Here is a 26934-nt window from a genome sequence, read left to right as displayed (position 1 = left end):
GATCCCGTGGTGGGAGCCGTTCGCCCACGCTCCGAACTCGCTGCAGCGGCATGGGACGAATGGCAAGCCCACGTCCAGGAGATCGAGCAGTTCCACCGTGCGCATCGCCAGGGCGCGGGCAGTGTCGCCTCGGCGGCCTCCGCCGTGCTCGGCAGCAAGCCCATGGGGCCCGAGTACGACCGCGAGCTGGCGCTGCGGCGCCACCCCGAGCTGACGGCCTACCTGGATGAGCTGGAGCGGGCGTACCGACAGAACCGGGAGCCCGCGGTGTTCGACCACCCATACCTGGACGACATCCTGCAGGGCTTGAACGCGGCCGACCCTGCGCTGGCGGCGCAGCGCTGCGAGTTCTCGCCCCGATGGCAGGCGAGCGATCTGGCGACGAGCCCGCTCGCGCGGTGCCTGCAGTCGCACCTCGGCACCGGTCGGACCGCACGCCTGCTGCTCGACAGCGAAGGGCATCGCGCGGCGCTCAGCATCCGCTGCGCCGCCGGCTCCAACGACGTTTCCATGTTGCTCGTCGACAGCTTCTCGCCGGAGCTGATGAAAGACGGCACCGCTCACTGGGGAAGGGCGCTTGCGGCGATCGCCAGCGCCCTCCAGAAGACGCTCGAGCCCGACGCTCCCCCGGTCCGCGTGCACCTGACGACAGTCGGCGCGTCCACCCAGAAGACGCTCTCGGGTTGCAGCATCTTCGCCATGTCCGCCCTGAAGAAGATGGCCTCGGAGGACTTCGTCGGCCAGCTGCATCACGAGACCCTCGAATCGATGGCCGGGGAAGGGCCGGCGATCGGCGTGCACCTCGTGGGGCCGGACGAACTGCCGGTGCCGTTCATGAAGCACGCCACCTCCGGCACGGTGATCGACGCCTACCTGGACCGATCGTCCCTGGCCGAGGCTGATGCGGCCGTGAACCGCCAGGGCGAGACGCTGCGCGATCGTCATTCCAGGCACCTGATCACGCGCGGGCTGTTCACCTACAGCAACTCGTTCGAGGCCAAGCGCATCGAGTTCGTCCGCACCGCGCTGCACCACCTGACCGCGGCCGTCATCCCCGAGGCCTGAAGTGCGACTTTTTGCCGGATCGCCACCGCGTGCCGGCGCGCTGCCGGCTCCAAACTGGCGGGCTGTTTCCGAAGTACCCCCATGCGTTCACCTTTGCTGTCGGTTGTCGTGATGGCGGCTGTCTTGGCCGGTTGTGCATCGGCTCCGCCGCCCGAGCCGGCGGCCGTCGGGGCGGACGACTGGATGCCCATGCCCCTGCCGGGCAAGGAGAAGACCCGCTACGAGTGGAGCGAGAAGGACGGGCGGCGCGCCATCATGGCCCGGTCCGAGCGTTCCGCCAGCATGTGGCGCAAGCGCCTGCAGCCCGTGCGGCAGGCGGTCGGCGAAGTGCGCTTCTCGTGGTGGATACAGGATGTGATCGCCGGCGCGGACCTGACCGATGCCGACCGGGGCGATGCACCGGCGCGCGTGATGTTCGCCTTCGACGGCGACGTCGGCTCGCTGCCGCTGCGCACCCGCATGCTCTTCGAGGTCGCCCAGGCCCTGACGGGCGAGCAGCCGCCCTACGCGACGCTGATGTACGTGTGGGATGCGCACCTGCCGGTGGGCACGGTGGTGGTGAACCCGCGCAGCGACCGCGTCCGCTCCATCGTGGTGGACTCCGGCCCTGCGGAACTGCGCCGCTGGCGCGACCATCGCCGCGACCTGGCGGCGGACTTCCGCCACGCGTTCTCGGAGGAGCCGGGGCCGCTGACCTCGGTTGCCCTCATGACCGACAGCGACAACACCCGCTCGCAGGCCCGGGCGTGGTACGGGCCGGTCGAGCTGCAGTGAAGCGCGGATGAAGGGCTGACTCAGCCCAGCTGCCGCACCAGCGCCGCGGCGCGCGACGTGCGTTCGACCATGCCGGCATCAGCCTTCTTCACATGTCCGTGGAAGAGCAGGTTGCGGTACTTGGCGATCTGCAGCAACTCGGCGTGGAAGCTGTCGTCGATGACGCCGTTGTCCAGCAGGGCGATGGCCATCTGACGCACGCTCGGATTGCCCTTGCCGCCATCCTCCCGCGGCTCGCCGACCACCATCCGGGATCGCCCCACCAACTGCCGCAGGGCCTTCTCCATCTCTCGAAAGGCCTTGAAGAAGTCGTCGGCGGAGGTCTCCTTCTGCTGCGCGGCGGCCTCCTGCTGCTGCTGCTGGCGCTGCTCGAGTTCGCGCTCCGCGGCCTTCTGGTACTTGGCCGGGTCGATGATGGTCACGACGAAGGCGAGCCCGGCCACCATGGCCACGATGTCCAGTGCCGCCGCGATGCCCATGACCCAGTTCGAGGCGGGCACGGTGGACCGGTTGTCCCAGACCACGAACAGGCTCAGCACCACCGCCGCGGCGGTGATCCAGGCCAGCACCTTCAGTCGGGCGTGGTAGCTGGCCCGCAGCACGGCGTGCAGCTCCTGCAGCGAGTCGTCGCGCTCGCGCGCCGCCTCGATCTGCGAAAGCACCAGCGCGTAGCCGGTCAGCAGCAGCGCGACGAAGGTCGCCACGCATTGCGCTGCCGCGGTGAAGGTCCAGTAGATGTAATCCGTGTTCATGAAGCCCCTCGTCCGCGGGGTACCGCGGCCGATCCCCCGAGGGGATGCGGGCCGGCTAGGGAGCGGCCCGTCGCTCGGCCCGCGGGGCGCAGCCGAGCGAAGGAGGTCATCGGGCGGAGTCGAGGTGATAGTCGGTGACCCGATCCACCTCGTTCTTGGAGCCGAGCACCACGCTCACGCGCTCGTGCAGCTTGCCGGGCACCACGTCCATGATGCGCTGGCGGCCGTTGGTGGCCGAGCCGCCGGCCTGCTCGACGAGGTAGGCCATGGGGTTGGCCTCGTACATCAGGCGCAGCTTGCCGGGCTTGTCCGGCTCGCGCTTGTCCCAGGGGTAGAGGAAGACGCCGCCGCGGGTGAGGATGCGGTGCACGTCGGCCACCATCGAGGCGATCCAGCGCATGTTGAAGTCCTTGCCGCGCGGGCCTTCCTTGCCGGCCAGGCACTCGTCGATGTAGCGCTTCACCGGAGCATCCCAGTGGCGCATGTTCGACATGTTGATCGCGAACTCCTTGGTGTCTTCCGGGATCTGCACGTCCTCGGCCGTCAGCACCCAGGATCCCTGCTCGCGGTCCAGCGTGAACATGGCCACGCCGCGGCCGACGGTCAGCACCAGCGTGGTCTGCGGGCCGTAGACGCAGTAGCCGGCGGCCGCCTGCTGCTTGCCCGGCTGAAGGAAATCCTCCTCGCTGATGCCGCGCTGGTTGTTCACCTTGCGCAGCACCGAGAAGATGGTGCCGATCGACACGTTCACGTCGATGTTCGACGAGCCGTCGAGCGGGTCGAACAGCAGCAGGTACTCGCCTTGCGGATAGCGGTTGGGCACGACGTGGATGGAGTCCATCTCCTCCGACGCCATGGCCGCCAGGTGGCCGCCCCACTCGTTGGCCTCGATCAGCACCTCGTTGGAGATGATGTCGAGCTTCTTCTGCACCTCGCCCTGCACGTTCTCCGAGCCGGCCGAGCCCAGCACCTCGCCGAGCGCGCCCTTGTTGACCGAGATGGCGATGCGCTTGCAGGCTCGCGCGACCACCTCGATCAGCAGGCGCAGCTGGGCCGGGATGTGCCCGTGCTCGCGCTGCTGCTCGACGAGGTACTGGGTGAGGCTGATTCGTGAAGTCATGTGGTCGGTGGCCTTTTCAGTCTTGCAACGCGTGGTTGACGATCTCCGCCGTGTCCGGCGACAAGTCGCTGCGGGCGGCGACGCGGGCGATGGCCTCGCGCGCGGCCGAGCGGTAGGGCTCGGCCAGGGCGCGCCAGCGGTCCAGCGAACGGGCGAAGCGCGAGGCGAGCTGCGGGTTCATGGCGTCGAGCTCGACCACCTTCTCGGCCCAGAAGACATAGCCCGCCGCGTCGGCCCGGTGGAAGGCCGCCGGGTTGGACAGGGTCAGCGAGAACATCAGCGCGCGGGCCCGGTTCGGGTTGCCGAGCGTGAAGTCGGGGTGCTTCATCAGCTGCTTCACCTTGGCGAAGACACGGCCTTCGCGCTCGGGCGCGCGGGCCTGCAGCATGAACCACTTGTCCAGCACGAGAGGGTCGTGGCGGAACTGCGCGTGGAAGCGCTCCAGGGCCGGGCCGGCCAGCTCGGAGTAGGCGTACACCAGGGCTTCCAGCGCGCCGAGCCGGTCGGTCATGTTGGACGCGTCCTTGAAGCGCTGGTAGGCGCGGCCGGGCCAGACGGTGTCGCCGGCGTGGACCGCCTGGCGCACCAGCATCGCCAGCGCCAGGTTGGCCAGGGCGCGCCGGCCGCTCTGCTCGGCGTCCGGCCGGTAGCCGGCGCGGACCTGGTGCGACTCGTAGGCCCAGGCCCAGTCGGCCTGCAGCTTCCTGGCCAGGTCGTCGACCAGCGCCTCGCGCACCGCGTGGATGCGCTGGGGATCGACCGGGTTGACCTGCTCGGCCACGTAGCCCTCGGTGGGCAGGGTCAGCGCCAGCTCCTTGAACGCCGGATCCAGCGTCTCGTCGCGCAGCACGCAGCGCATGGCCCCGACGAAGGCCTCGTCAAGAGTCGGCGCGGCGCCGGCATCCAGGGCGGCGACGATGCGTGCCAGCCCCAGGCGCTGCGCCGCCTCCCAGCGGTTGAAGGGGTCGGCGTCGTGGGCCAGCAAGGTCAGGCGGTCGGCGTCGGACAGGCCGTCGTCCAGGATGACCGGGGCCGAGAAGCCGCGCAGTAGCGATGGCACCGGCTCCTGGTCCAGCCCGGTGAAGACCCAGCTCTGCTGGCTCTCGGTCAGCACCAGCACGCGCTCGGTGCCCGCGGGCACCGTCTCGCCCTCCAGCTGCAGCGGCAGGGCGCGGCCGTCACGGCCGAGCAGGCCCATGGCCACCGGGATCAGGTTCGGCAGCTTGACCGGTTGCCCCGACGACGGCGGGTTGGATTGCGACAGGGTCAGCGTGTAGGTGCCGGCTGCGGAGTCGTAGATGCCGCGGGCGGACAGGCGCGGCGTGCCGGCCTGCGAGTACCAGCGCTTGAACAGGTCGAGGTGCGCGTCCAGCGTGCTGCCGGGGTTGGCGGCGGCGATGGCCTGCGCGAAGTCTTCGCAGGTCACGGCGTGGCCGTCGTGGCGCTGGAAGTACAGCGTCATGCCCCTGGCGAAGCCCTCGCGCCCGACCAGCGTGTGCATCATCCGCACGACCTCGGCACCCTTCTCGTACACCGTGGCGGTGTAGAAGTTGTCGATCGCCTGGTAGGTGTCGGGCCGCACCGGGTGGGCCATGGGGCCCGCGTCCTCGGGGAACTGGCGCTCGCGCAGCATGCGGACGTCGGCGATGCGGCAGACGGCCCGGGCCGAAGCCGTGCCGGTCATGTCCATCGAGAACTCCTGGTCGCGGAAGACGGTGAGCCCCTCCTTCAGCGAGAGCTGGAACCAGTCGCGGCAGGTGACGCGGTTGCCCGTCCAGTTGTGGAAGTACTCGTGGCCCACCACGCTCTCGATGCCGTCGAAGTCGGCGTCGGTGGCGGTGGCGGCGCTGGCCAGCACGTACTTGGTGTTGAACAGGTTCAGGCCCTTGTTCTCCATCGCGCCCATGTTGAAGTCGTCGACGGCGACGATCATGAAGCGCTCGAGATCCAGCGGCAGCTTGAAGCGGGCCTCATCCCACACGACCGAGGCGATGAGCGAGTTCATGGCGTGCTCGGTCTTGTCCAGGTCGCCGCGCTTGACGTAGACCTGCAGCAGGTGATCCTTGCCGCCCCGGGTGCGCACCCATTGCTCGCGGGCCACGAGGTCGGCGGCCACCACGGCGAAGAGGTAGCTGGGCTTGGGGAAGGGGTCGTGCCAGCGGGCGAAGTGACGGCCGGCGCCCAGCTCGCCCTGCTCGACCAGGTTGCCGTTGGACAGCAGCACCGGGTACTTCTTCATGTCGCCCCGCAGGGTGACGGTGTAGACCGCCATCACGTCCGGCCGGTCGAGGAAGTAGGTGATGCGGCGGAAGCCCTCGGCCTCGCACTGCGTGAACAGGCCCGAGCCCGAGGCATACAGCCCGGAGAGCTGGGTGTTCTTCTCCGGGCAGATGGTGTTGCGGATCTCGAGCGTGAAGGCGTCCGCCGCAGGCGCGTCGATCACCAGCATCCCGTCCTCGTGGCGGAAGGAGACGCTCTGGCCGTCGACCAGCACGCGCAGCAGGTTCAGATCCTCGCCGTGCAGGCGCAGCGCCTGCACCGGCTGGGCGGTGTTGCGCTCGATGGCCAGCTTGCTCGACACGATGGTCTTGGCGGCATCGAGGTCCAGCGTCAGGTCGACGCGGCGGATCCAGTAGGCCGGCGCGAGGTAGTCCTCGCGGCGGATCAGGGGGGCAACGCCTTCACGCATCATGATGGGCGGTCCAGTTCTGTCGGGGGGTGGGGTGGGGCGGCTGCCGATCGGATCGCGATCAGAGCCCTTGCTTGAGGCTGGCCTCGATGAAGGCATCGAGGTCGCCGTCCAGCACCTTCTGGGTGTTGGAGATTTCGACGTTGGTGCGCAGGTCCTTGATGCGGCTCTGGTCGAGCACGTAGCTGCGGATCTGGTGGCCCCAGCCGACGTCGGTCTTGGTGTCTTCCAGCTTCTGCTGCTCTTCCATCCGCTTGCGCATCTCGTGGTCGTACAGCCTCGAACGCAGGCGCTTCCAGGCGACGTCGCGGTTGCTGTGCTGGCTGCGGCCGTCCTGGCACTGCACGACGATGCCGGTCGGGATGTGCGTCAGCCGCACCGCCGAGTCGGTCTTGTTGATGTGCTGGCCGCCGGCGCCGGAGGCGCGGAAGGTGTCGGTGCGCACGTCCGAAGGGTTGATCTCGATCTCGATCGAGTCGTCGACCTCGGGGTAGACGAACAGCGAGGCGAACGAGGTGTGGCGGCCACCGGCGGAGTCGAACGGGCTCTTGCGCACCAGGCGGTGGACGCCGGTCTCGGAGCGCAGGTGGCCGAACGCGTAGTCGCCCTCGACCTTGATGGTGGCGCTCTTGATGCCCGCCACGTCGCCGGGCGTCTCGTCCTCCATCGTCGTCTTGAAGCCCTTGCGCTCGCAGTACTTGAGGTACTGGCGCAGCAGCATGCCGGCCCAGTCGCAGGCCTCGGTGCCGCCGGCGCCGGCCTGGATGTCGATGAAGCAGTTGCTGGGGTCGGCCGGGTTGCTGAACATCCGGCGGAACTCCAGCTTCTCGACGATCTCGCGCAGCTTGGCCGCATCGGCCTCGATGCCGATCATGCCGGCCTCGTCGCCTTCTTCGCGGCTCATCTCGAACAGCTCGGTGTTGTCCGACAGGTTGCTCGTCAGGTGGTCGATGGTCTCGACCACTTCGTCGAGCGCCTTCTTCTCCTTGCCGAGCTCCTGGGCCCGCTTGGGGTCGTTCCAGATGTCGGGGTTCTCGAGGGTGGCGTTGACTTCCCTCAGCCGCAGGACCTTGCGATCGTAGTCAAAGATACCCCCGTAGCGCTTCGGTGCGCTCGGTCAGGTCCGCGAGGGTGGTGCCGATGGCGTTGATGCGTTCGATGTCCATGGTGTGTTCTCTCAGGAATGAAGGGCCGCGGCCGGGTTGTCGCCCCTTGTGGGGGGCGGGCCGGGCGATGGCCCGGCCCTCGAGGGCCGCGCCCTTGAGGGCGTCAAACCGGTGATTTTCGCTCAAGCCCCGGCGGACGGCGGCAAGGGGCCGTTCCGGGCAGGGTGTGCGCGAATGGGCGGGTGCCGGAAGGGCCGGCAGAATCGGGCGCGATGACACCGCCGCCCGCCACCGACGCGCAGCGCACGCGCCGCCGCCACTGGCGCGTGTTGAAGGTGTGGACCGTGCTGTTGCTGCTCGCCTGGGCGGTGGTCACTTTCGGCGTGGCCTACGAGGCGCGGAACCTGAGCTTCAACTTCTTCGGCTGGCCCTTCAGCTTCTGGGTCGGGGCGCAGGGCTCGGTGCTGGTGTACCTGGCGCTGGTCAGCCTGTATGCGCGCGTGGCCCGGCAGCTGGACGAGTCCGCCGACCTGGACGAGCAGGACTGATGGCGCACCCGCCCCTGGCCAGCCGCATCACCAGCATGGCCTTCCGCCGCCGGCTGCACAGGCTGTACGTGGGCTACACGATGTGCTTCCTGGTCTTCCTCGCCAGCATGGCGCTGGCCGAGCGCTACGGCCTGCCGAAGAACTGGATTGGCTTCGTCTTCCTGGCCGCGCCGGTCGTCGTCTACGCCGTCATCGGCATCGTCTGCCGCACCACCGAGGCGCCGGAGTACTACGTGGCGGGCCGCCGCGTGCCGGCGATGTACAACGGCATGGCCACCGGAGCCGACTGGATGAGCGCTGCCTCCTTCCTCGGCATGGCAGGCACGCTCTACCTCACCGGCTACGACGGCCTGGCTTTCGTCATGGGCTGGACGGGCGGCTACTGCCTGGTGGCGCTGCTGCTGGCGCCGTATCTGCGCAAGTTCGGCCAGTACACGATTCCCGACTTCCTCGGCATGCGCTACGAGGGCAACCTCGCGAGGCAGATCGGCGTGGGCGCCACCATCCTCGTCTCGTTCGTCTACGTGGTGGCGCAGATCTACGGCGTGGGCCTCATCACCACGCGGCTGACCGGCATCGCGTCGTTCGAGATCGGCGTCTTCCTCGGCCTGGGCGGCATCCTGGTGTGCTCCTTCCTGGGCGGCATGCGCGCGGTCACCTGGACCCAGGTGGCGCAGTACATCGTGCTGATCGTGGCCTACCTGGTGCCGGTGGTGTGGCTGTCGGTCAAGCAGACCGGCGTGCCGGTGCCGCAGGCGATCTACGGCGAGCAGCTGCAGAAGGTCACCGAGACCGAGGCGCGCCTGATGGCCGACCCGAAGGAGCAGGAGGTCATCGCCGCCTTCCGCCAGCGCGCCGCCGAGCTCGGTGAGCGGCTGCAGGACGTGCCCAAGGCCCTGGCCGACGAGCGGGCGGCGATCGCCGAGCGCATCGACGCGCTCAAGGCCATAGGCGCGCCGCAGCGGCAGATCCAGGCGGCCGAGCGGGCCCTGACCGCACTGCAGCGCGAGCCGGTCGCAGCGGCGGAAGGCTGGGCCCGCGAAAAGGCCGAGCTGGAGGACCGGGCCCGGCCGCTGGGGGGCATGCCGCCGCATGCCCGGCCTTTCGCCGGCGACCCGGCGGGCGACGAGAACGCGCGCCGCGCCTACGACGATTCGCGCCGCAACTTCCTGGCGCTCGTCTTCTGCCTGATGGTCGGCACGGCCGGGCTGCCGCACATCCTGGCCCGCTACTACACGACGCCCTCGGTGCGCGAGGCCCGCGAGTCGGTGGTGTGGTCGCTGCTGTTCATCAGCGTGCTCTACCTCACCGCGCCGGCCCTGGCCGTGCTGGTGAAGTACGAGGTCTTCAACTCGCTGGTGGGCACCCCCTTCGACCAGCTGCCTTCGTGGATAGCGAACTGGGCCAAGGTCGACTCGCAGCTGATGTCGGTGATCGACATCAACCACGACGGCGTGCTGCAGCTGGGCGAGATCAGGATGGGCGGCGACATCATCGTGCTGGTCGCGCCCGAGCTGGCGGGATTGCCCTATTTCGTCTCGGGCCTGGTGGCTGCCGGCGGGCTGGCGGCGGCGCTGTCCACGGCCGATGGCCTGCTGCTGACGATCGCCAACGCCCTGTCGCACGACTTCTACTACCGGGTGATCGACCCCAGTGCCTCGCCGGCGCGGCAGGTGATGATCTCCAAGGTGCTGCTGCTGGTGGTGGCGCTGGCGGCAGCCTTCGTCGCTGCTCGCAGGCCTGCCGACATCCTGTTCCTCGTCACGGCGGCCTTCTCGCTCGCAGCCTCGGCCTTCTTCCCGGCCCTGGTGCTGGGCATCTTCTGGAAGCGCGCCAATCGCTGGGGCGCGGTCGCCGGCATGCTGTCAGGCCTCTGCGTGAGCATCTACTACCTGGCCACGACCCAGCCCTGGCTGCGCGAGGTCCTGCACCTGCACGGCCCGGTTCAGTTGTGGTGGGGCATCCAGCCGATCTCGGCCGGGGTGTTCGGGGTGCCGGTGGGCCTGGCGGTGACGGTGGTGGTGAGCCTGCTGACGCCCCGGCCTGCGCCGATGACGGTGGCTTTCGTCGAAGGGCTGCGCTATGCGCGCCAGTTGCCCGTCGAGCCGGTGGCGACCGCGGCCGAGGTCACGCCTCGTCGAGAAATGCCTTGAGACGCGCGGCCAGGGCCTGCGGCTGGTCGTGGTGCAGCATGTGGCCGCAGTCGGCCAGCATCACCATCTCGACCTGCGGCACCACGGCCAGCCGCGCCTCGAAATCCTCGCGCGGGTAGCGGTTGCCCCACCACTTCGTCACGTCCGTCTCGCGGCCCTCGACCCAGAGCACCTTGGCGCTGATGAGCTTCCAGGCCTCCAGGATCTCCTCCTTGCGGTAGAGGACCGGATTGGCCCGCTTGTGGGCCGGATCGCCGAGGATGTGCCAGCGGCCGTCGGCTCTCTCCTCGGCCCAATGCCGGGCGAGCCAGGCGGCGTGAGCGGCGTCGAGCCGGGGGTTGTTGGCGAGCAGTCGTTCGGCGACGGCTTCGACACTGGCGTAGTCGCGCAGGTTCATTGGCGTGCGAAGTTCGTCCAGCCACTGTCGCAGCCGCTTGGGCGCATGGTGCGGCCTGGTTTCAGGCAGGCCGAAGCCCTCGAGGTTGACCAGGCGCCGGATGCGCTCGGGGCGCACGCCGGCATAGCTCATGACGACGTTGCCGCCCATGCTGTGGCCCAGCAGGTCCAGTGGCGTGTCGGCGCCGGCCAGGCCCAGCGCCTCGTGGTGCAGCAGGGCGTCGAGGTCGCCCAGGTAATCGGCGAACCAGTAGCTGTCGACCGAAGGCCCGCGCGTGAGCCCGAAGCCCCGCCAGTCGGCCGCCACGATGTAACGCGACTCGCCTTCGAGCTCGGCCAGGGCGTCGACCACGAACTGGAACGAGGCGCCGACGTCCATCCAGCCATGGACCATGAACAAGGGGGGCCGGCTGGCCGTGGCGAGCGAGGGTTGGCCCCAGGTGATGACGTGGTATTCGAGGCCGCGCACCGGCACGAAGTGGTCGGTGCCCGCGCGCAGCGGGGTGTAGGCGGGTGTGCTCATCGTTGCAATGTAGGGCCCAACCCGAGATTGTCTTGCCGCGGGGGTGACAGCCAGAATGGTCCGATGATGAACACCGACTTCACCTTGCGCGCGGCCGAGCCGCGCGACCTGCCCGCCGTCGTGGGCCTGATCGGCGAACTGGCCGAATTCGAGAAGCTCACCCACCTGCTGCAGGTGACGCCCGACAAGCTCGCTCCGCACCTGTTCGGCCCCAAGCCGGTGGCCGAATGCTGGGTGGCCGAACTGCCGGGCGGCGAACTCGTCGCCTTCGCGCTCACCTTCACCAACTTCTCCACCTTCCTGGCCAAGCCGGGGCTCTACCTGGAAGACCTCTACGTGCGCCCCGCTCACCGCAGCGCCGGCATCGGCAAGGCCCTGCTGGAGCACCTGGCCCGCGTCGCCGTGGAGCGTGGTTTCGGCCGCTTCGAATGGAGCGTGCTCGACTGGAACGTCAACGCCATCCGCTTCTACGAGAAGATGGGCGCGACCGTGATGCCCGACTGGCGCATCTGCCGCGTGACCGGCAAGGCGCTGCAGAACTTCGGCACAGGCTGACTCAGCCCAGCTTGGCCAGACGCTCCTTGGCGTCCTCGACGTTCTTGGGGTGGCCGCGGCCGGCGGCGACGAAGCGCTGCAGCAGCGCCCGGGCCTTGGCGGTGTCGCCCAGCAGCAGCCAGGCCAGCGCCTCGCGGTAGTCGATCGGCAGGCCGGCCTGGCCGCGCAGCGCGCGGGCCTGGGCGTAGTAGCGGATCGCTTCCTGCGGGGCACCCGTCTCCGCCTTCACCCGGCCCAGGCCGTAGACAGCGAACGCGCGGCTCGGGTCGGCCTGCACCAGGCGCTCGAACAGCGATTGCGCCTGCGCCGGCTGCTTCGCGTTGAGCTTCTGCGCGCCGAGCTGAGCGAGAGAGGCATAGACCGTGGAGCGCAGCGCGTTGTCGTTTCCGGGCTGCACCGCCCACAGCAGCTTCTCGGCCTCGGCGTAGTGCTCCTCGCCGATCTCCACCAGGGCCCGCAGGCACCGGGCCTGCTCGGGTTGGCGCGCCTCGGTGGCCCTGGCCAGCTCGCGGGCCTTGTCCACGCCGCCACCGGCGATGCCCGGCGCGGCCAGGTAGAACTGCATCAGGCCGATTCGGTGGTTGAAGACGTCCGGGCCGAGGTCGACCGCCTTCTGGAACGATTCGCGGATCCGGCCGGCCAGGCTCATGCCCTTCAGCATGCCGCCGCGCAAGGCCTGCACCCCCAGCAGGTTGCCCAGCATGTAGTGGCACTCGGCGGCCTCGGGATGGCGGGCGATGCAGGCCTCGACCAGCGGCACGGTGGCGTCTACGGTGGCGGGGCGGGCCTCCGCCAGCACCGCGAATCCGAGGGCCAGCGTGGCCTGTGGGTCGCCAGGCTCGGCCTTCAGGCGCTGACGCGCCTGGTTCTCGAGTTCGGCGTGCCGGTCGTTCTCGAGCAGCGCCTCCCATGCCGGGTCTCGCAGGCTCTGGGCGCGAACGGGGAGGGTGGTGGTGAGCGCGACCAGCGCGATCAGCAAGAAAGGACGGTGCAGGCGCATTGGAGTCTGGTCAGTGGATCGATCTGGATGGAAGCAGGCGCGGGGTCGGCCCGATGGAAGCGAAGCGCCGCGGCGGCTTACGCTTGGCGGGATGAACGACACCCGCAGCGCCCTCGTTGACGCGACGAATTCTGCCGACGGTCATGCCGAACTGCACCGCGGCTTCCGCTGGCAAGTACCGGCGCATTTCAACATCGCGCAGGTGTGCTGTGGCCGCTGGGCTCGCGAGCGGCCGGATGCGGTGGCCATCCGTGCCGAGCGCGAGGACGGGCGTCTCACCTTGCACACTTATGGCCAGCTGCAAGCCCAGGCGGATCGCCTGTCGAATGCACTGCGCCGGTTGAGGGTGAAGGCCGGCGATCGCGTGGCGGTGGTGATGCCCCAGCGCTTCGAGACCGCGGTGGCGCACATGGCGCTGTACCAGCTCGGCGCGGTGGCCATGCCGCTGTCGATGCTGTTCGGCCCCGAGGCCCTGCAGTACCGCTTGCAGGACAGCGAAGCCGCGGTGGCGATCGTCGACGAATCGGCCATCGCCCATCTTCTCGAGGCGCGTGCGCAGTGCCCTGGCTTGAAGACGGTGATGGCCGTGGGTGCCGCGGCGGGGCAGGGCGATATCGACTGGCAGGCCGCCCTGGCCCGCGAGGCAGCGACCTTCACCGCACGTCGCACGAAGGCCGAAGACCCGGCCGTGCTGATCTACACCAGCGGCACCACCGGCCCGCCCAAGGGCGCGCTGATCCCGCACCGCGCGCTCATCGGCAACCTCTCGGGCTTCGTCTGCAGCCAGAACTGGCTGCGTGGAGCCCCCAGGGCGCTCAGTGGCAGCGGCAAGCCGCCGAAGAAGAAGCTGGGCCCCGGCGGCGCGCCGGCCGACGCGGTCTTCTGGAGTCCGGCCGACTGGGCCTGGACCGGCGGGCTGATGGATGCGCTGCTGCCTTCGCTGTACTTCGGCGTGCCCATCGTCGCCTTCCAGGGCCGATTCGCGCCCGAGCGGGCGCTGGAGCTGATGCAACGCCACCGCGTCACGAACAGCTTCCTGTTCCCCACGGCGCTCAAGGCCATGATGAAGGCCGTGCCGCATCCGCGAGAGCGCTTCCCGGGCCTGAAGTTGCGTGCGGTGATGAGCGCCGGCGAAGCGGTGGGCGACGCGGTCTTCGCCTGGTGCCGTGACGAGCTCGGCCTCGTCGTGAACGAGATGTTCGGCCAGACCGAGATCAACTACATCGTGGGCAATTGCAGCCAGACGATGGGCGCCGACGGCCATCCGCGTGTGGGCTGGCCGGCGCGGCCCGGCAGCATGGGCCGCGCCTATCCGGGCCACCGCGTGGCCGTGATCGACGACGAGGGCCGCGAATGCCCGCGCGGCACGCCGGGCGATGTGGCGGTCCACCGGCTCGACGTGCACGGCGACCCCGACCCGGTGTTCTTCCTGGGCTACTGGAAGCGCGAGGACGCGACCCGCGCCAAGTTCACCGGCGACCCGCACGCGAGCTGGTGCCGCACCGGCGACACCGCCATGATGGACGAGGACGGCTACCTCTGGTACCAGGGGCGCAGCGACGACGTCTTCAAGGCCGCGGGCTACCGCATCGGCCCGAGCGAGGTGGAGAACTGCCTGGTCAAGCACCCCGCCGTGGCGAATGCGGCCGTGGTGCCCAAGCCGGATGCCGAGCGTGGCGCCGTGGTCAAGGCCTACGTCGTGCTCGCGCCCGGCTTCACGGCGGGCGAAGAGCTGGTGGCCGAACTGCAGCAACACGTCCGCGGCCGTCTCGCGCCCTACGAGTACCCGAAGGACATCGAGTTCATAGACGCGCTGCCGATGACGACCACCGGCAAGGTCCAGCGGCGCGTGCTCAGGCTGCAGGAGGAAGAGCGGGCGAGGGCCGTTTCGCCAACCTAGGCCGCTCACTTGCTGGAGCACTTGCCGCTGGCCACCATGGCCGCCAGGATCGGCAGGCCGAGCAGCCCGCCCGGCGCCTGCAGCTTCGCGCAATCCGGCTTGCCGGCCGAAGCCACGCCGCCCGACAGGCCGGTGTCGGTGCGGCTGATCTCCTCGCCCATGGCCTGCGCGGTTCGCTCCTGCAGCGAGGTTTGCCGGGCGGACTGGCGAATCGCGATGCGCGTGGCCTCGGTGTCCAGCAGCCGCTCGGCGGGAGGCGCTGACGCTGCGCTGGCCGAAGGCGCCGCGGCCACCGGTGCCGGCGGCGAGACCCACTCGGATTCGTGAGGGATGTCGGCGGGGCGTGCGCTCGGGGCCCCGGTGGCGGCGGGGCCAGGCGACCTTTTCGGCGGAGTCGGTGTGATGGCGGGCGGCTTCAGCGGGGCCGTGGGTCGAGGCGGCGTCGAAGGCCACAGCCACAGCAAGGCGGCGCGATCGGGTGCCACGGTGACGTCGCGCGTCCGCATCGAGTGCCACAGGGCGGTGGCCAGCAGCAGGTGGATCGCGAGCACCGCCAGGGCCGTGGCGGCCCCGCGCCGGCGGCCGCGCCACCCTTCAGCGCGACGGCTCGTCACCATCATCGGGGCGGTACTCGAGCAGGTCGCCCGGCTGACACTGCAGCACCTGGCAGATCGCCTCGAGCGTGTCGAAGCGAACGCCGCGGACGTTGCCGGATTTCAGCAATGAAATGTTTTGCTCGGTGATGCCCACGTGCTCGGCGAGTTCGCGCGAGCGCATCTTGCGACGAGCCAGCATCACGTCCAGGTGCACGACGATGGGCATCAGACGAAGCCTTCGTTCTCTTGCGCGACCCTCGCGGCCTCGGTCATCACGCGGGCGATGGCCACGAATACCAGCGCACCGAGCACCAGCGCGTAGTCGTTCGAGCTGAGCGAGATCACGAGCTGGCGCTGGCCGGGAGGGTTGTCGAGCGAGATCGCGACCGACATCAAGGCCTGGGTGAGCGGGCTCGACAGGGCGAGCAACACCAGCAGAGAGGCGAAGCGGCGCAGGCACGTCAGGGCGCGAACGCTGAAGACAGCACCGCTCCGGTACTCGCCGAACAGACTCCAAAGCTGCCACAGCAGTGCCAGACCCAGTCCGCAAGGCAGCAGACTCACGAGGGCCACGCGGATGCGGGTGGCGAAAGTGAATTCGCCTTGCAGCAGGCTCCGCATGTCGATGCCAGGGGCCTGGCCGGCGCCGACGGCCACGAGCGAATCGGGTGCGAACAACAGCAGCACGGGCCAGGCTCCAAGCACCACCGCCGCGAGCACGCACAAGCCCCGGACGAGCCGGGCGAGGCGACGCAGGCGCTGCGCCAGCGCGGCAGAGGGCAGGGGACTGAGGCTCATGGAAGCGGCGCGAAGTTTATCCATTGAACTTACTGTAAAACAGTAAAAAATATCCGTCAAACATGAACGCGATCGATCGGTGAGCTGAGGCAAACTGCGGGTGAACCCACCCACGTGAACCCCATGAACCTTGTCACCCTGGGCCGCAGCGAGCTGCGCGTCAGCCCGATCTGCCTTGGCACCATGACCTTCGGCGAGCAGGTCGGCGAGGCCTCTGCCCATGCCATCCTCGACCGCGCCCTGGAACGCGGCATCAACTTCCTCGACACGGCGGAGATGTACTCGGTGCCGCCGCGGGCCGAGACCTTCGGCGCCACCGAGGCCATCCTCGGCAACTGGTTCGCCAGCCGCCCCGGGGCGCGGGAGAAGGTCGTGCTGGCAACCAAGGTGGCCGGCCCTTCGCGCGGCATGCCGTGGATCCGCGGCGGCGCGCCGGACCTGAAGCCGGCCGACATCCTCGCCGCCTGCGACGCGAGTTTGAAGCGGCTGCAGACCGACGTGATCGACCTCTATCAGATCCACTGGCCCAACCGCAACGCGCCCAGCTTTGGCGCGCTCTACTTTGATCCGGCTCGTGACGATGAGAACAGCTCGATCCACGACCAGCTCGAGGCGTTCGCCCGCCTGGTGAAGGCCGGCAAGGTCCGCCACATCGGCCTGTCGAACGAGACGCCGTATGGCGTGGCCGAGTTCGTGCGCGTGGCCGAGGCGCACGGCCTGCCGCGCGTGCTGACCGTGCAGAACCCGTATTGCCTCATCAACCGCTCGCTCGACAACGGGCTGGACGAGACCATGCACCGCCTCGGCGTCGCGCTCATCCCGTACTCGCCGCTGGGTTTCGGTCTGTTGACGGGCAAGTACGACGAACGAGGCTTCGAGGACCCGGGCAACCCGGGCCGCATGGCGCTGTTCGAGCGCATGAAGCAGCAGCGCTGGGGCCGGCCGGCGTCGCTCGCGGCGGCGCGGCGCTACAACGCGCTGGCCCGCGAACATGGCCTGACGCCTGCACGCATGGCATTGGCATGGTGCTACACCAACTGGCGCGTGGCCTCCACGATCATCGGCGTCACCTCGGTGTCCCAGCTGGACGAGGACCTGGACGCCTGGGGCACCACGCTGTCGGGCGAGCTGCTGGCGGCGATTGACGCTGTGCGCCTCGACATGCGCGACCCGGCGCAGTGATTTGGACCCCCAAGGCCGGGGCAAGGCCCCGTCCGTCCCCCCGAGGGGGAGCGTTCGCCTAGGGGCGGCCCGTCGGCGAAGATCGACCCCCAAGGCCGGGGCAAGGCCCCGTCCGTCCCCCCGAGGGGGACCGTTCGCACTAGGGGCGGCCCGTCGGCGAACTCAGGTATTCACCATGGCCAAGAAAGAAAAGCACGTCAGCGAAACGCTCGCCACCCAGTGGCTCAAGGCCCGGGGCGTGGTCTTCACCGAGCACGTCTACGACTACGTCGACCATGGCGGCACGGCGGAGTCTTCGCGCCAGCTGGGCCGGCCGGAGCAAGAAGTCATCAAGACCCTGGTGATGCAGGATGACAAGGGCGAGCCGCTGATCGTGCTGATGCACGGCGACCGCCAGGTCAGCACCAAGAACCTGGCCCGCGCGATCGGCGTCAAGAGCGTGGAGCCTTGCAAGCCCGAAGCGGCGCAGCGCCACAGCGGCTACCTGGTCGGCGGCACCTCGCCCTTCGGCACGCGCAAGTCCATGCCGGTCTACGTGGAGCAAAGCATCCTGGCCTTGCCGTCCATCCTGATCAACGGCGGCCGTCGCGGCTACCTCGTGGGCATAGAGCCGAAGGTGCTGACGGACCAGCTCGGCGCGAAGCCGGTTCAATGCGCTCTCGCTTGAGGCGCTGCTGACATGGCGGTGTCAGCAGCGTCGGGGCAGAGTGGCCGTTTTGGGACACAGCGAAGGAGACACCCATGACCGTGAGACCCGTGCTGGCGCTGGCCGAACAAACGCTGCAGGAGCGCCCACCCGAGTACCGGCCCACAGGGGCCGCAGCCGAACGCTTTCAGCTGCGACGCGCGATGCTGGGCAAGACGCTGGGGCTGAAGAAACTCGGCTGCAGTCTTACCGAGGTCGAGCCGGGCAAGACCGGCTATCCATTCCACAGCCATCGGGTGAACGACGAGATGTTCTACATCCTGGCCGGCCGCGGTGAGTTGCGCCTGGGAGACCAGCGCCACCTGGTGGCCGCCGGCGACGTCATCGGCTGCCCGGCCGGTGGGCCAGGCACCGCGCACCAGCTCATCAACACCGGCAACGAGCCCCTGCGCTATCTCGCCATCAGCAGCGAGCTCGACCCCGAGATCTGCGAATACCCCGACTCCGGAAAGATCGGCGTCTGGGCCGAGTCGCCGGGCGGTGAGGGCTTCTACCAGATGAACCGCAGCGGGGATCCCCTGGACTACTGGGAAGGCGAGTGAATGGGGCCCCCACGCCCCCTTCCGGGGGCTGCCCCCCGAGGGGGCTCGCGCAGCGGACCGGGTGAACGAGGCCCCCACGGCCCCTTCCGGGGCCTGCCCCCCACGGGGGCTCGCGCTGCGGACCGGCAAAGCCGGATCCGCGCACGCCCTTGAAGGCGGCGGCTCCTGCGGAGCGCCTATGGGGGGGCCGGTCGGCGAGTGACTGAACGCTGCGCGGTTACCGGGTGTCCAGCCCGCCGGCCATCGTGGTGGCGCCGCCGGCCATCACGGCGTCGATCTGGCGCAGCACCTCGTCGAACGCCAGGGGCTTGGTCACGTAGGCGCGGGCGCCGGCCGAGATGGCGGCGTTGACGGTCTCGTCCATGGCGTCGGCCGAGACCATGACCACCGGCATGCGACGCAGCCGAGGGTCGGCGGCGAGCGTGTGCAGCAGGTCCAGCCCGCGCCCGTCGGGCAGTTGCATGTCCAGCAGCAACAGGTCGGGCGGGCGTGCCCGCAGATGCGCGAGGCCTTCGGCCAGGGTGCCGCAGACTTCCAGCGACAGGTCCGGGCGGCGGCCGACCAGCGCCGCCATCACCAGCGCGTTGACCGCGTCGTCCTCGATGTACAGCAGGCGGCGCTGGCGGCCGGTGGCGAGGCCGCCTTCGTCGGCGAAGTCCTCGTCGGAATCGATCACCTCGGCCGGCGCCGGCTGGGCGACCGGCAGCGTGACGGTGAATTCGCTGCCCTCACCGGGCTGGCTGCGAACGCTCATCTGCCCTTGCATCAGCGACACCAGCGTGCGCGTCACGACCAGGCCGATGCCGGCGCCGGGCTTGCCCGAGGACTCGCGGCCCAGCCGGTTGAAGGACTGGTACAGGCCGTCGAGCTGCACCTGCGTCATGCCCAGGCCGGTATCGCGCACGACGATCTGCACCGAGCCGGCGTTGGGGCCACGGCGTGCACGCAGCAGCACCTGACCGCCGGGCCGGTTGTACTTGACCGCGTTGCTGAGCAGGTTGACGAGCACCTGCTCGACGCGGGTCGGGTCGGCGTGCAGCCAGCGCGCGTCCTCGGCGATGTCGAGCTGGCAGCGCACCTGCTCGCGTTCGGCATCGGCGGCGACGAAGGCCAGCGCGTCGCGTGCCAGCGGAGCCAGGTCGACCGGCCCCAGCGACAGGCGCAGGCTGCCGGACTCTATGCGCGACAGGTCCAGGACGTCGCTGATCATGCCGGTCAGGTGCCAGCCGGCCCGCTCGATGAGGGCGACGCCCTCGCGCCGCTTCGCGTCGGACTGCACCTGCGGATCCTGCGCCAGCGACTGCGCGAAGCCGACGATCGCGTTCAGAGGCGTCCGCAACTCGTGGCTCATGCGCGAAAGGAATTCCGTCTTGGCCAGGCTGGCCGCTTCCGCAGCGGCACGTGCCTGTTCGGCCGCCCGGGTGCGCAGGGTGTCGGAGATGTCGGAGACGACGATGATCCAGACCACGTCGCGGGCGCCGGTGACCGGCGTCAGCTGGGCCTGCGCCTCGAAGGCCGGGCCGCCAGCGGGATGGAGCGTGAGACGGTCCGTGCGCGGCTCGCGCCGCTTCAGGCGGGGCAGCAGCCAGTCGGCGAAATCGCGCTCGCCGTTGGCCGTGACGACCTGCGCCAGTCCCGCCAGCGAGCCGCGCCGGGCCAGCTCGTCAGCCGGCTGACCGAGCAGCCTGGCCGCCGCATCGTTGGCATAGCGAACGGCGGCCGCGTCGTCCAGCGCCAGCAGGCCGTCGCGCAGCGAACCGAGGATGGCCGAGCGCTCCTGCAGGCCTTCGCGCAGCTGCTGTTCGGCGGCTTCGCGTCGCCGGCTCTCGCTGGCTCTCGCCTCGAGGAACCGGTTGAGCGCCTGGCTCAGCACGACGACCTCGTCGCCATTGCCCTCGGCGACGAACTGCACCGGCAGGCGAGCCTGGGGATCGTCGATCTTCAGAGTGCGCAGGTTGTGCACCAGCGCGAGCAGCCGCCGCGTGACCAGCCTGTGCATCACCAGCAACAGTCCGAGCGTGATGGCCACCACCTTGAGCAACTCCCAGGGCAGGCGCTGCATCGCGCGGTGCTCGATCTGCGCATCGATCTCGGCAAACGATTCGCTGATGCGCAAGGTGCCGATGGGCGCGGGGCGGGAAGCCACCCGCAAGGGCGTGTCCTCGGTCTGGCTGGGCTTGCCCGGCTCGAAGCCGGGGCGCCGGACATCGACCAGCGCCTTGCCGTCGTCCGCCAGGACCTGCACCCGCACGATCGCGCCATCGCGCACAAGGTTGCGGGCGAGCAGATCCAGCGTGGCGAGGTCGTAGTTCCACAGCGCCAGGGCGATCGGCGGCGAGCTCAGGCTCAGGGCCGCATCGGCCCGGAGGTGGGCGCCGTGGGTCAGCTCGCCGCGTTCGCGCCACAGCTCCACTGCACCGACCAGCACGAACACCAGCACGCCGAAGGCGGCAACCGACACGATCATGCGGGTGACCAGCGACGAGTTGATGCGCAGCAAGCAGATTTCCCTCGAACTACAGCGGCGGGTGTGCGTGGCGCCGATCTTCGGTCGTCCGTCCCCGACGGCGCATCTGCGACGTCGCAGATCGTCCAGCATACCCAAGCGTCGTGGCCGCGCCAACCGAACAGCTGCTCTGTCCCGGGCGCGGCTTACACTGCGGCCCCGGCCGCGTGGCCGGCTCCCCAGCTTCCTGTTCGCCGCATGCCCGTCGTGTATTCCATTGTTGCGATCGTCGCGGCCTATCTCGTGGGCTCGTTGTCGTTCGCCGTCATCGTCAGCCGGTTCATGGGGCTGGCGGACCCCCGTTCCTACGGGTCTGGCAATCCAGGTGCCACCAATGTCCTGCGTTCAGGCAACAAGGCGGCCGCGCTGCTGACGCTGGCCTTCGATGCGCTGAAAGGCTACCTGCCGGTGCTGGCCGCGCTTTGGTGGCAGGCCCGCTTCGGCTGGGGGGAGACGACCGTCGGCCTCGTCGGCCTGGCGGCCTTCATCGGGCACCTCTGGCCGGTGTTCTTCCGCTTCCAGGGCGGCAAGGGCGTGGCCACCGCGGCCGGCGTGCTGATGGCGCTGAACCCGCTGCTCGGCGCCGCGACTCTGCTCACCTGGCTGATCGTGGCCTTTTTCACCCGCTACTCGTCGCTGGCGGCCATCGTCTCGGCGGCTTTTGCGCCGTTCTTCCAGCTCCTGCAGTGGGGCCCGTCGCCCATGGTGCTGCCCATCACGGTGATGAGCCTGCTGCTGGTGTGGCGCCACCACGCGAACATCCGCAAGCTGCTCGCGGGCACCGAATCCAAGCTGGGGCAGAAGCCGGCAGCGCCTGCCGCGGCGCATCCGCCGCCGCACCACGCGCCGCACCATCCACCGCATTCGTCTTCGAAACACTCCCGCAAACACTGAAAGTCATTCGATGAGCACCATCCAACGCTTCGACGTCGGCCCCCGCATGTGCGAGATGAGCGTCCACAACGGCGTGGCCTACCTGGCCGGCCAGATTGCCGAGGACGCATCGCAGGACATCGGCGGCCAGACGCGCCAGGTGCTGGCGGCGATCGACGCGCTACTGGCCCGCGCGGGCAGCGACAAGTCAAAGATCCTGCGGGCCCAGATCTTCCTGGCCGACCTGGCGGACTTCGCCGGCATGAACGCGGTGTGGGAGTCGTGGGTGGTGCCCGGCCACACGCCGGCGCGCGCCACCGTTCAGGCGGCCCTGGCCAAACCCGAGTGGAAGGTCGAGATCGTCGTGACGGCCGCGGTCTGATCTAGAGGCCCAGGGCGGCGGGGTCGCCGCGACCCTGCCTGACAAGCACCGGCTCTTCGCTGCTGAGGTCGATCACCGTGGTCGGCTGCATGGGGCAGGCGCCGGCGTCCACGACCGCCTGCAGCTGCTTCTGGTAGCGCTCTCGGATCTCATGGGCTTCGTTCAGCGGCTCCGTCTCGCCGGCCGGGATCAGGGTGGTGGCGATCAGCGGCTGGCCGAGTTCCTCCAGCAGCAGCTGCAGCACGCGGTGCGCCGGGACCCGCAAGCCGATGGTTCGGCGCGAAGGGTGCGACAGGCGCCGCGGCACTTCCTTGGTGGCCTCGAGGATGAAGGTGAAGGGCCCGGGCGTGCCGAGCTTGAGCAATCGGTACTGCCGGTTGTCGACGCGCGCGTAGGTGGCCAGCTCCGACAGGTCGCGGCACAGCAGGGTAAGGTGATGGCGGTCGTCGACCTGCCGGATGCGCCGCAGCCGCTCGGCCGCCGCCTTGTCGTCGATGTGGCACGCCAGGGCGTAGCTGGAATCCGTGGGGACGGCCGCCACGCCGCCGGAGTGCAGGATCTGCGCGGCCTGCTTGAGCAGGCGCGGCTGGGGATTGTCGGGATGAACTTCGAACAGCTGCGACATGGGACCATTGTCGATGCGCCCGGATGAACTTTGCGCGCGTGACCCTGCACGAACGGTTGACGGTCAACACCTTGCCTCCACTCGCCGTTGAACGGGTTCCCACCCGAGAAGGAAGAGCCATGATGACTTCCCGCCTGTCCTCCCGCCTGGCCGCCGCGGCCCTCCTGATGGCCCTGGGCGCCTGCTCGGCCCTCGGGCCGGCGCAGCCCGAGGCGATGCCGGCCAGCCCGCCCTTCGCGCCCGGCTGGCAGGAGCACACGAGTGTGCTGTTCAACATGGGCCCGGGCCCTACCGCCGGCACCACCCTGTGGAAGGTGTCGGGCATGTTGCCTCGCGGCACCTACGAGGTGATCAGCCGGCAGGGTGACCGGGCCCGGCTGCTCGAAGGCCACCGCTTCGAGGTCGATGGCGCGGTCAACAAGGAGATTCACATCGTCCTGCCGTTCGCCGGCGGCAGCATCGAGGCGCTCGATGAGCGCTATGTGCTGAACCAGGCCAAGACCAAGTAGTCGACCAGGGCCACCGCCGAACGCGGTCGCCGCCCGTCCTGAAGAGCGCGCCCCGGCCCGGGAGGGTCGAGGCGCGCGGCGTTTTCCCTTCCAAGCATCGCGTTCCTCTAGGCCGGGATAACCCTCGCCGTGAAAACACCGAATGCTCGGAGAGTTCTCTCAGAGAAAATCCAGGCCTCTAGACTTCCGGGACTCTCCCGATGCGCCGACTTCCTTCCAGCCCGTCGTGCAGACCGCGAGAGCGACTGCGCAGGATCACCTGCTGCCTGCTGATCGCCACCTGGGGCCTGCCTCCTGGCGTGGCGTGGGCCGCGCGGCCCGCACCGAGCACCGAGACGGCGCTGGCCGGGGCTCGCAGCCTGGCCGGCTCGCTCGGCCTGCGCGCCGGCAGCGATCTCGTCGCCCGGCATGCCTTCACCAATGGCCAGGGCCGCACGGTGGTCCACGCCGACCAGACCTACAAGGGCCACCGCGTGTGGGGCGCGCAGGCCATCATCCACTCCGAGGGCTGGGGTGGCACGCGGGTGCTGCCCCAGGGCCTGATGCCGGATGTGCAACCTGCCGGCAGCCCGGCGATGAGCGACCGCCGCGCCACCGACATCGCCCTCAAGGCCTTCGCCGCCTCGCGCGGCGCGCGCGTGAAGACCGCTGCCGAGCTGGTCGTCTTCCCGACCCGCCACATGGGCGAGGTCAGGCTCAAGCTGGACGCGCGCACCGGCCGTTACGGGCTGGACCGGCGTGCGTCGGCGCTGACCGTGGCGCCCAAGGACGCCTACGTGTGGGCTTATGAAGTCAGGGCCCTGACGCACAACAAGCTCGACGGGCTGAAGGACATGCGCTACGTGGTGGATGCCGCCACCGGCGCCATCCTGCGCAGCGACAACGGCATCAAGACGCTGCAGGCGCCCAACCCGCCGGCGCTCAAGGACAGCGACGTTGCCGTCAAGGGCATAGGCCGCAGCCAGTACAGCGGAACGGTCACGCTGGACACGGTGCGGCGCGCCGACGGCAGCTACGCCCTCATCGATCGCACCCGGGCCAGCAAGTACAACCCCTTCCTGCACGACTGGTACTGGGACATCTACGGCAACCTGATCCCCGACGAGGACGGCAACCCGATCTCGAACGTCGCCTTGCAGACCCTCACCGAGATCCACGAGGCCGACCCGTGGGCGCCGCTGATCGCGGACCACTGGCTCACCGGCAACCCGGTCAACGAGTGGGGCGACGGCCAGCAGTACGCCAAGTGGCCCTACGGGACCGAGGCCGGCGCCAACGGCCAGACGGCCGCGGTCGATGCCCACCACGGCATGGCCACCACCTGGGATTTCTACAAGAACGTCTTCGGCCGCGACGGCATCGACGGCGTCGGCACCGCGCCCATCTCCGAGGTGCACGCGCTGTCGTTCTTCTCAGGCCTGTACTACGACAACGCCTTCTGGAGCGACGGCGTCTTCGGCATGTTCTATTCCGACGGCAGCCATGGCGTGAACGTCGATCCCTTCACCGGCGACAAGCTGGCGGGCGATCCGCAAGGCTTCCTGTCGCTGACCTCGATGGACATCATCGGCCACGAGATGACGCACGGCGTGACCTCGCACACCGCGGGGCTGGCCTACGAGAACGAATCCGGCGGCCTGAACGAGGCGAGCTCCGACATCCTGGGCAAGATGGTCGAGGCCTACGCCAAGCGGCTGCCGGGCACCGATGACCGCATCCCGCCGGACGGCGTGGACTGGCTGGTGGGCGCGCAGGTCTCCCCCATAGGCGCGGCCTTGCGCTCGATGAAGAAGCCGAGCACCGACGGCCTGAGTGCCGACAGCTGGTACGCCGGCATCAAGTACCTGGACGTGCACTTCAGCAGCGGTCCGATGAACCGGGCCTTCTACTTCCTGTCGCAAGGCGCTTCGGCCACGCAGGACGCGGAAGACCACAGCCCGTACCTGCCCGGCGGCATGAGCGGCATCGGCAACGACCACGCGGCCCGCATCTGGTACAAGACCTTGACCGAGTACCTGACCTGGGACGCCGACTACGAGACGGCCCGCGCCGGTGCCATCGAGGCCGCCACGGCGCTGTACGGCGCGGGCTCGCCGGACGTCGCCGCGGTGCGCAATGCGTTCGCCGCCATCAATGTGGGGGAAGCCGAAGGCCAGCCGCCGCGCGTGCGGATAGACATGCCTGTGGTGCACGTGCCGGGCACGCCGCTGAATCCGTGGGGCACGAGCCTGTTCGCCCGCATGCCCATCGTTGGCATGAACACGACCGTTCAATTGCAGGCCGAGGTGCAGCACACCGACGACCAGCGAGTGTCGTGGTCCAACGGCGGACGGCCGGGCAACTTCGGCAACCCCGGCTTTCGCCACTACGGTGGCGTCGCCACCGAGGACGGCCGCTGGACACCGCCCACCGAGTGGGGCTTCCACGCGATGAGCGTGACCAGCCAGGCCGACCCCCTGCAGTACGCCGAGGGCGTGCTGTGGGTGATCAACGGCGATGCCGACGGCGACACCGAATTCGACGCCATCGACCTGGGCGCGGTGGCGCTGTCGTGGGGGCTGGACGGCTGGGTGCAGGCCAGCCACGGCATCGTCGGCGATGGCTTCACCGACAGCATGGACGTGACCGCCATCCTCGAAGCGCTGCGCAACGCGGTGAGCTTCCGCTGAACCACCATCACAGAAAACGCATCACCATGAAGAAACTCTTCACCCAGGGCGCGGCCGCCGCGCTGGCCCTCCTGATGGCCGCCTGCGGCGGTGGCTCCGATCGTCCTGGCGGCGATGATGGCGACCGCAAGCCGGCCACCACCCTTGCCTACACCGACCCCACAGGCACCGGCTGGCGCCTGGTCAGGCAGGAGGGCTCGACCGACCAGCGGATCGTGCTGGGCCTGGTGGGCCCCGGCGACACCACCAGCCGCGGCGTCGGCTTCAACCTCGGCCTGGGCCGGGGCGTGCACTTCGGCACCTTCGCCGACGGTGCCTACGCCCACGACACCGGCGTCTTCAAGCTCAAGGGCAGCAACCCGGACTTCGAGCCCTATGCCGGCACCGATGCCGACCCGGTGCTCTTCGCCTCGCGCCTGAAGGGCGACAAGCTGCTGACGACCGGCATCTTCCAGAAGGACCGGACCCACGGCGCCAAGCCGCTGGACAAGCCCGTGGTGCAGGTGGTCGTGGAGCTCGACGAAGCCACCAGCCTGCTGCGGGGCACGAAAGTGGCGCTCGCAGTGGTGAAGGCGCGGACCATCCCCGACGACATCGGCGGCCGCAACTTCCAGGTCGACCTGGAGACGCTGGAGAAGGCGAAGATGGTCGACATCCCGATCCAGGTCGGGACGCTGACGGCGCAGTAGCTCAGCGCGACGCGCCGCTCGAGGGCGTCGGGGCCGGCACCAGCGTGACGTCCGCCTGGCCGCCGACGCAGCCGCTCGTCTGCCCCGGCAGGCAGCGGCCGCGCTGCGAGCCGGGGATCGGCTGGACGTGCGGTGGCTTGAGCAGCAGCACCCACAGCCCGACGACGGTGGCCACGGTGACGGCGACGATCACCAGCTTCTGGCGTCGGCCGGTGGGGCGGAAGGGGTCGACCTCGGGGGCGATGGCCGGGTTGTCGGGTTGCTTGTCGTCCATGG

27 protein-coding genes are annotated in these 26934 nt (G+C 69.5%); 14 read left to right on the top strand and 13 right to left on the bottom strand.

The window, feature by feature from the left end; translation table 11 throughout:
• Nucleotides 1-9: 9 nt before the first annotated feature.
• Nucleotides 10-1065 (top strand): YopJ family acetyltransferase, encoded by a 1056-nt coding sequence (locus ACS5PM_RS30950; RefSeq protein WP_439391908.1) that lies wholly within the window; start codon nucleotides 10-12, stop codon nucleotides 1063-1065.
• 81 nt (nucleotides 1066-1146) lie between these two features.
• Entirely contained in the window at nucleotides 1147-1839 is a 693-nt protein-coding gene (locus ACS5PM_RS30945) for a DUF3047 domain-containing protein (protein ID WP_439391906.1), read from the top strand.
• A 20-nt stretch (nucleotides 1840-1859) separates the two neighbouring features.
• Here the strand turns inward: ACS5PM_RS30945 and ACS5PM_RS30940 are convergent, their stop codons facing one another.
• The 5 genes from ACS5PM_RS30940 to ACS5PM_RS30920 form a co-directional block, all read right to left on the bottom strand.
• The gene (locus ACS5PM_RS30940) at nucleotides 1860-2591 is read right to left on the bottom strand and encodes a hypothetical protein (protein ID WP_439391904.1); all 732 of its coding nucleotides are present in this window, start codon (nucleotides 2589-2591) and stop codon (nucleotides 1860-1862) included.
• Nucleotides 2592-2697: 106 nt separating this feature from the next.
• Nucleotides 2698-3711 carry a class 1 fructose-bisphosphatase gene (locus ACS5PM_RS30935; protein WP_439391903.1) on the bottom strand — a complete coding sequence of 338 codons (1014 nt, stop codon included), beginning with the start codon at nucleotides 3709-3711 and terminating at the stop codon, nucleotides 2698-2700.
• Nucleotides 3712-3727: 16 nt separating this feature from the next.
• A complete protein-coding gene (gene pepN / locus ACS5PM_RS30930; RefSeq protein WP_439391914.1) occupies nucleotides 3728-6400 on the bottom strand; it encodes an aminopeptidase N in 2673 nt (890 codons plus the stop codon).
• Between the two features lie 61 nt (nucleotides 6401-6461).
• A protein-coding gene (gene prfB, locus ACS5PM_RS30925) for a peptide chain release factor 2 (protein WP_439391901.1) occupies nucleotides 6462-7566 on the bottom strand; the annotation gives its coding sequence in 2 pieces (ribosomal slippage) (nucleotides 6462-7484 and nucleotides 7486-7566; 1104 coding nt in all).
• Complete coding sequence (locus tag ACS5PM_RS30920) at nucleotides 7483-7692, bottom strand: hypothetical protein (protein WP_439391916.1); 210 nt, start codon at nucleotides 7690-7692, stop codon at nucleotides 7483-7485. The genes prfB and ACS5PM_RS30920 overlap by 84 nt, the downstream gene beginning before the upstream one ends.
• 86 nt (nucleotides 7693-7778) lie before the next feature.
• Here ACS5PM_RS30920 and ACS5PM_RS30915 point away from each other — a divergent pair, with 86 nt between their 5' ends.
• Together ACS5PM_RS30915 and ACS5PM_RS30910 are read left to right on the top strand one after the other, a co-directional pair.
• Nucleotides 7779-8054 carry a DUF4212 domain-containing protein gene (locus ACS5PM_RS30915; RefSeq protein WP_439391899.1) on the top strand — a complete coding sequence of 92 codons (276 nt, stop codon included), beginning with the start codon at nucleotides 7779-7781 and terminating at the stop codon, nucleotides 8052-8054.
• On the top strand, nucleotides 8054-10207 hold the full coding sequence (locus ACS5PM_RS30910) for a sodium:solute symporter family protein (protein WP_439391898.1): 2154 nt from the start codon (nucleotides 8054-8056) through the stop codon (nucleotides 10205-10207). Before ACS5PM_RS30915 ends, ACS5PM_RS30910 begins: the two co-directional genes overlap by 1 nt.
• Here ACS5PM_RS30910 and ACS5PM_RS30905 read toward each other — a convergent pair.
• Nucleotides 10182-11126 carry an alpha/beta fold hydrolase gene (locus tag ACS5PM_RS30905; protein ID WP_439391897.1) on the bottom strand — a complete coding sequence of 315 codons (945 nt, stop codon included), beginning with the start codon at nucleotides 11124-11126 and terminating at the stop codon, nucleotides 10182-10184. The two genes, ACS5PM_RS30910 and ACS5PM_RS30905, sit on opposite strands and share 26 nt — an antisense overlap.
• A gap of 63 nt (nucleotides 11127-11189) precedes the next feature.
• Here ACS5PM_RS30905 and ACS5PM_RS30900 point away from each other — a divergent pair, with 63 nt between their 5' ends.
• Entirely contained in the window at nucleotides 11190-11681 is a 492-nt protein-coding gene (locus ACS5PM_RS30900; RefSeq protein WP_439391896.1) for a GNAT family N-acetyltransferase, read from the top strand.
• Nucleotide 11682: 1 nt separating this feature from the next.
• Here the strand turns inward: ACS5PM_RS30900 and ACS5PM_RS30895 are convergent, their stop codons facing one another.
• Nucleotides 11683-12681, bottom strand: coding sequence for a tetratricopeptide repeat protein (locus ACS5PM_RS30895; RefSeq protein ID WP_439391894.1), 999 nt, complete (start codon nucleotides 12679-12681; stop codon nucleotides 11683-11685).
• Nucleotides 12682-12772: 91 nt separating this feature from the next.
• Here ACS5PM_RS30895 and ACS5PM_RS30890 point away from each other — a divergent pair, with 91 nt between their 5' ends.
• Nucleotides 12773-14581 carry an acetate--CoA ligase gene (locus ACS5PM_RS30890; protein ID WP_439391893.1) on the top strand — a complete coding sequence of 603 codons (1809 nt, stop codon included), beginning with the start codon at nucleotides 12773-12775 and terminating at the stop codon, nucleotides 14579-14581.
• Between the two features lie 5 nt (nucleotides 14582-14586).
• Here the strand turns inward: ACS5PM_RS30890 and ACS5PM_RS30885 are convergent, their stop codons facing one another.
• The 3 genes from ACS5PM_RS30885 to ACS5PM_RS30875 are packed head-to-tail and all read right to left on the bottom strand — an operon-like array spanning nucleotide 14587 to nucleotide 15975.
• Nucleotides 14587-15201, bottom strand: a complete 615-nt coding sequence (locus ACS5PM_RS30885) for a hypothetical protein (RefSeq protein WP_439391892.1) — start codon at nucleotides 15199-15201, stop codon at nucleotides 14587-14589.
• Nucleotides 15176-15403 carry a helix-turn-helix domain-containing protein gene (locus tag ACS5PM_RS30880; protein WP_439391891.1) on the bottom strand — a complete coding sequence of 76 codons (228 nt, stop codon included), beginning with the start codon at nucleotides 15401-15403 and terminating at the stop codon, nucleotides 15176-15178. Before ACS5PM_RS30880 ends, ACS5PM_RS30885 begins: the two co-directional genes overlap by 26 nt.
• The gene (locus tag ACS5PM_RS30875) at nucleotides 15403-15975 is read right to left on the bottom strand and encodes a DUF2975 domain-containing protein (protein WP_439391890.1); all 573 of its coding nucleotides are present in this window, start codon (nucleotides 15973-15975) and stop codon (nucleotides 15403-15405) included. The genes ACS5PM_RS30880 and ACS5PM_RS30875 overlap by 1 nt, the downstream gene beginning before the upstream one ends.
• Nucleotides 15976-16098: 123 nt before the next feature.
• Between ACS5PM_RS30875 and ACS5PM_RS30870 the strand changes: the two genes are divergently transcribed.
• The 3 genes from ACS5PM_RS30870 (at nucleotide 16099) to ACS5PM_RS30860 (ending at nucleotide 18405) form a co-directional block, all read left to right on the top strand.
• Complete coding sequence (locus tag ACS5PM_RS30870) at nucleotides 16099-17157, top strand: aldo/keto reductase (RefSeq protein ID WP_439391889.1); 1059 nt, start codon at nucleotides 16099-16101, stop codon at nucleotides 17155-17157.
• A gap of 175 nt (nucleotides 17158-17332) precedes the next feature.
• Nucleotides 17333-17824: an aminoacyl-tRNA deacylase gene (locus ACS5PM_RS30865; protein ID WP_439391888.1), complete on the top strand. Its 492-nt coding sequence runs from the start codon at nucleotides 17333-17335 to the stop codon at nucleotides 17822-17824.
• 74 nt (nucleotides 17825-17898) lie between these two features.
• Complete coding sequence (locus ACS5PM_RS30860; RefSeq protein WP_439391887.1) at nucleotides 17899-18405, top strand: cupin domain-containing protein; 507 nt, start codon at nucleotides 17899-17901, stop codon at nucleotides 18403-18405.
• A 217-nt stretch (nucleotides 18406-18622) separates the two neighbouring features.
• On the opposite strand, the gene ACS5PM_RS30855 is transcribed toward ACS5PM_RS30860, so the two are convergent.
• Nucleotides 18623-20905 (bottom strand): hybrid sensor histidine kinase/response regulator, encoded by a 2283-nt coding sequence (locus ACS5PM_RS30855; protein WP_439391886.1) that lies wholly within the window; start codon nucleotides 20903-20905, stop codon nucleotides 18623-18625.
• 204 nt (nucleotides 20906-21109) lie between these two features.
• On the opposite strand from ACS5PM_RS30855, the gene plsY reads away from it, so the two are divergent.
• On the top strand, nucleotides 21110-21805 hold the full coding sequence (gene plsY / locus ACS5PM_RS30850) for a glycerol-3-phosphate 1-O-acyltransferase PlsY (RefSeq protein ID WP_439391885.1): 696 nt from the start codon (nucleotides 21110-21112) through the stop codon (nucleotides 21803-21805).
• A gap of 10 nt (nucleotides 21806-21815) precedes the next feature.
• Nucleotides 21816-22166: a RidA family protein gene (locus tag ACS5PM_RS30845; protein WP_439391884.1), complete on the top strand. Its 351-nt coding sequence runs from the start codon at nucleotides 21816-21818 to the stop codon at nucleotides 22164-22166.
• Nucleotide 22167: 1 nt separating this feature from the next.
• On the opposite strand, the gene ACS5PM_RS30840 is transcribed toward ACS5PM_RS30845, so the two are convergent.
• Nucleotides 22168-22791: an L-threonylcarbamoyladenylate synthase gene (locus ACS5PM_RS30840; RefSeq protein WP_439391882.1), complete on the bottom strand. Its 624-nt coding sequence runs from the start codon at nucleotides 22789-22791 to the stop codon at nucleotides 22168-22170.
• Nucleotides 22792-22910: 119 nt separating this feature from the next.
• Between ACS5PM_RS30840 and ACS5PM_RS30835 the strand changes: the two genes are divergently transcribed.
• The 3 genes from ACS5PM_RS30835 to ACS5PM_RS30825 all read left to right on the top strand — a co-directional run bounded on the left by ACS5PM_RS30835 (nucleotide 22911) and on the right by ACS5PM_RS30825 (nucleotide 26658).
• Complete coding sequence (locus ACS5PM_RS30835) at nucleotides 22911-23300, top strand: hypothetical protein (RefSeq protein ID WP_439391881.1); 390 nt, start codon at nucleotides 22911-22913, stop codon at nucleotides 23298-23300.
• A gap of 200 nt (nucleotides 23301-23500) precedes the next feature.
• Nucleotides 23501-25969: a M4 family metallopeptidase gene (locus ACS5PM_RS30830; RefSeq protein WP_439391879.1), complete on the top strand. Its 2469-nt coding sequence runs from the start codon at nucleotides 23501-23503 to the stop codon at nucleotides 25967-25969.
• Between the two features lie 26 nt (nucleotides 25970-25995).
• Nucleotides 25996-26658, top strand: a complete 663-nt coding sequence (locus ACS5PM_RS30825) for a hypothetical protein (RefSeq protein ID WP_439391878.1) — start codon at nucleotides 25996-25998, stop codon at nucleotides 26656-26658.
• A 1-nt stretch (nucleotide 26659) separates the two neighbouring features.
• On the opposite strand, the gene ACS5PM_RS30820 is transcribed toward ACS5PM_RS30825, so the two are convergent.
• Nucleotides 26660-26932: a hypothetical protein gene (locus ACS5PM_RS30820; protein ID WP_439391877.1), complete on the bottom strand. Its 273-nt coding sequence runs from the start codon at nucleotides 26930-26932 to the stop codon at nucleotides 26660-26662.
• Nucleotides 26933-26934: the final 2 nt, after the last annotated feature.

This window comes from Ideonella flava, assembly GCF_051857595.1.
Taxonomy (GTDB): Bacteria; Pseudomonadota; Gammaproteobacteria; order Burkholderiales; family Burkholderiaceae_C; genus Ideonella.
The sequence above is the reverse complement of the archived record's forward strand: the minus strand, read 5'-3'. Positions and strand labels throughout refer to the sequence as shown.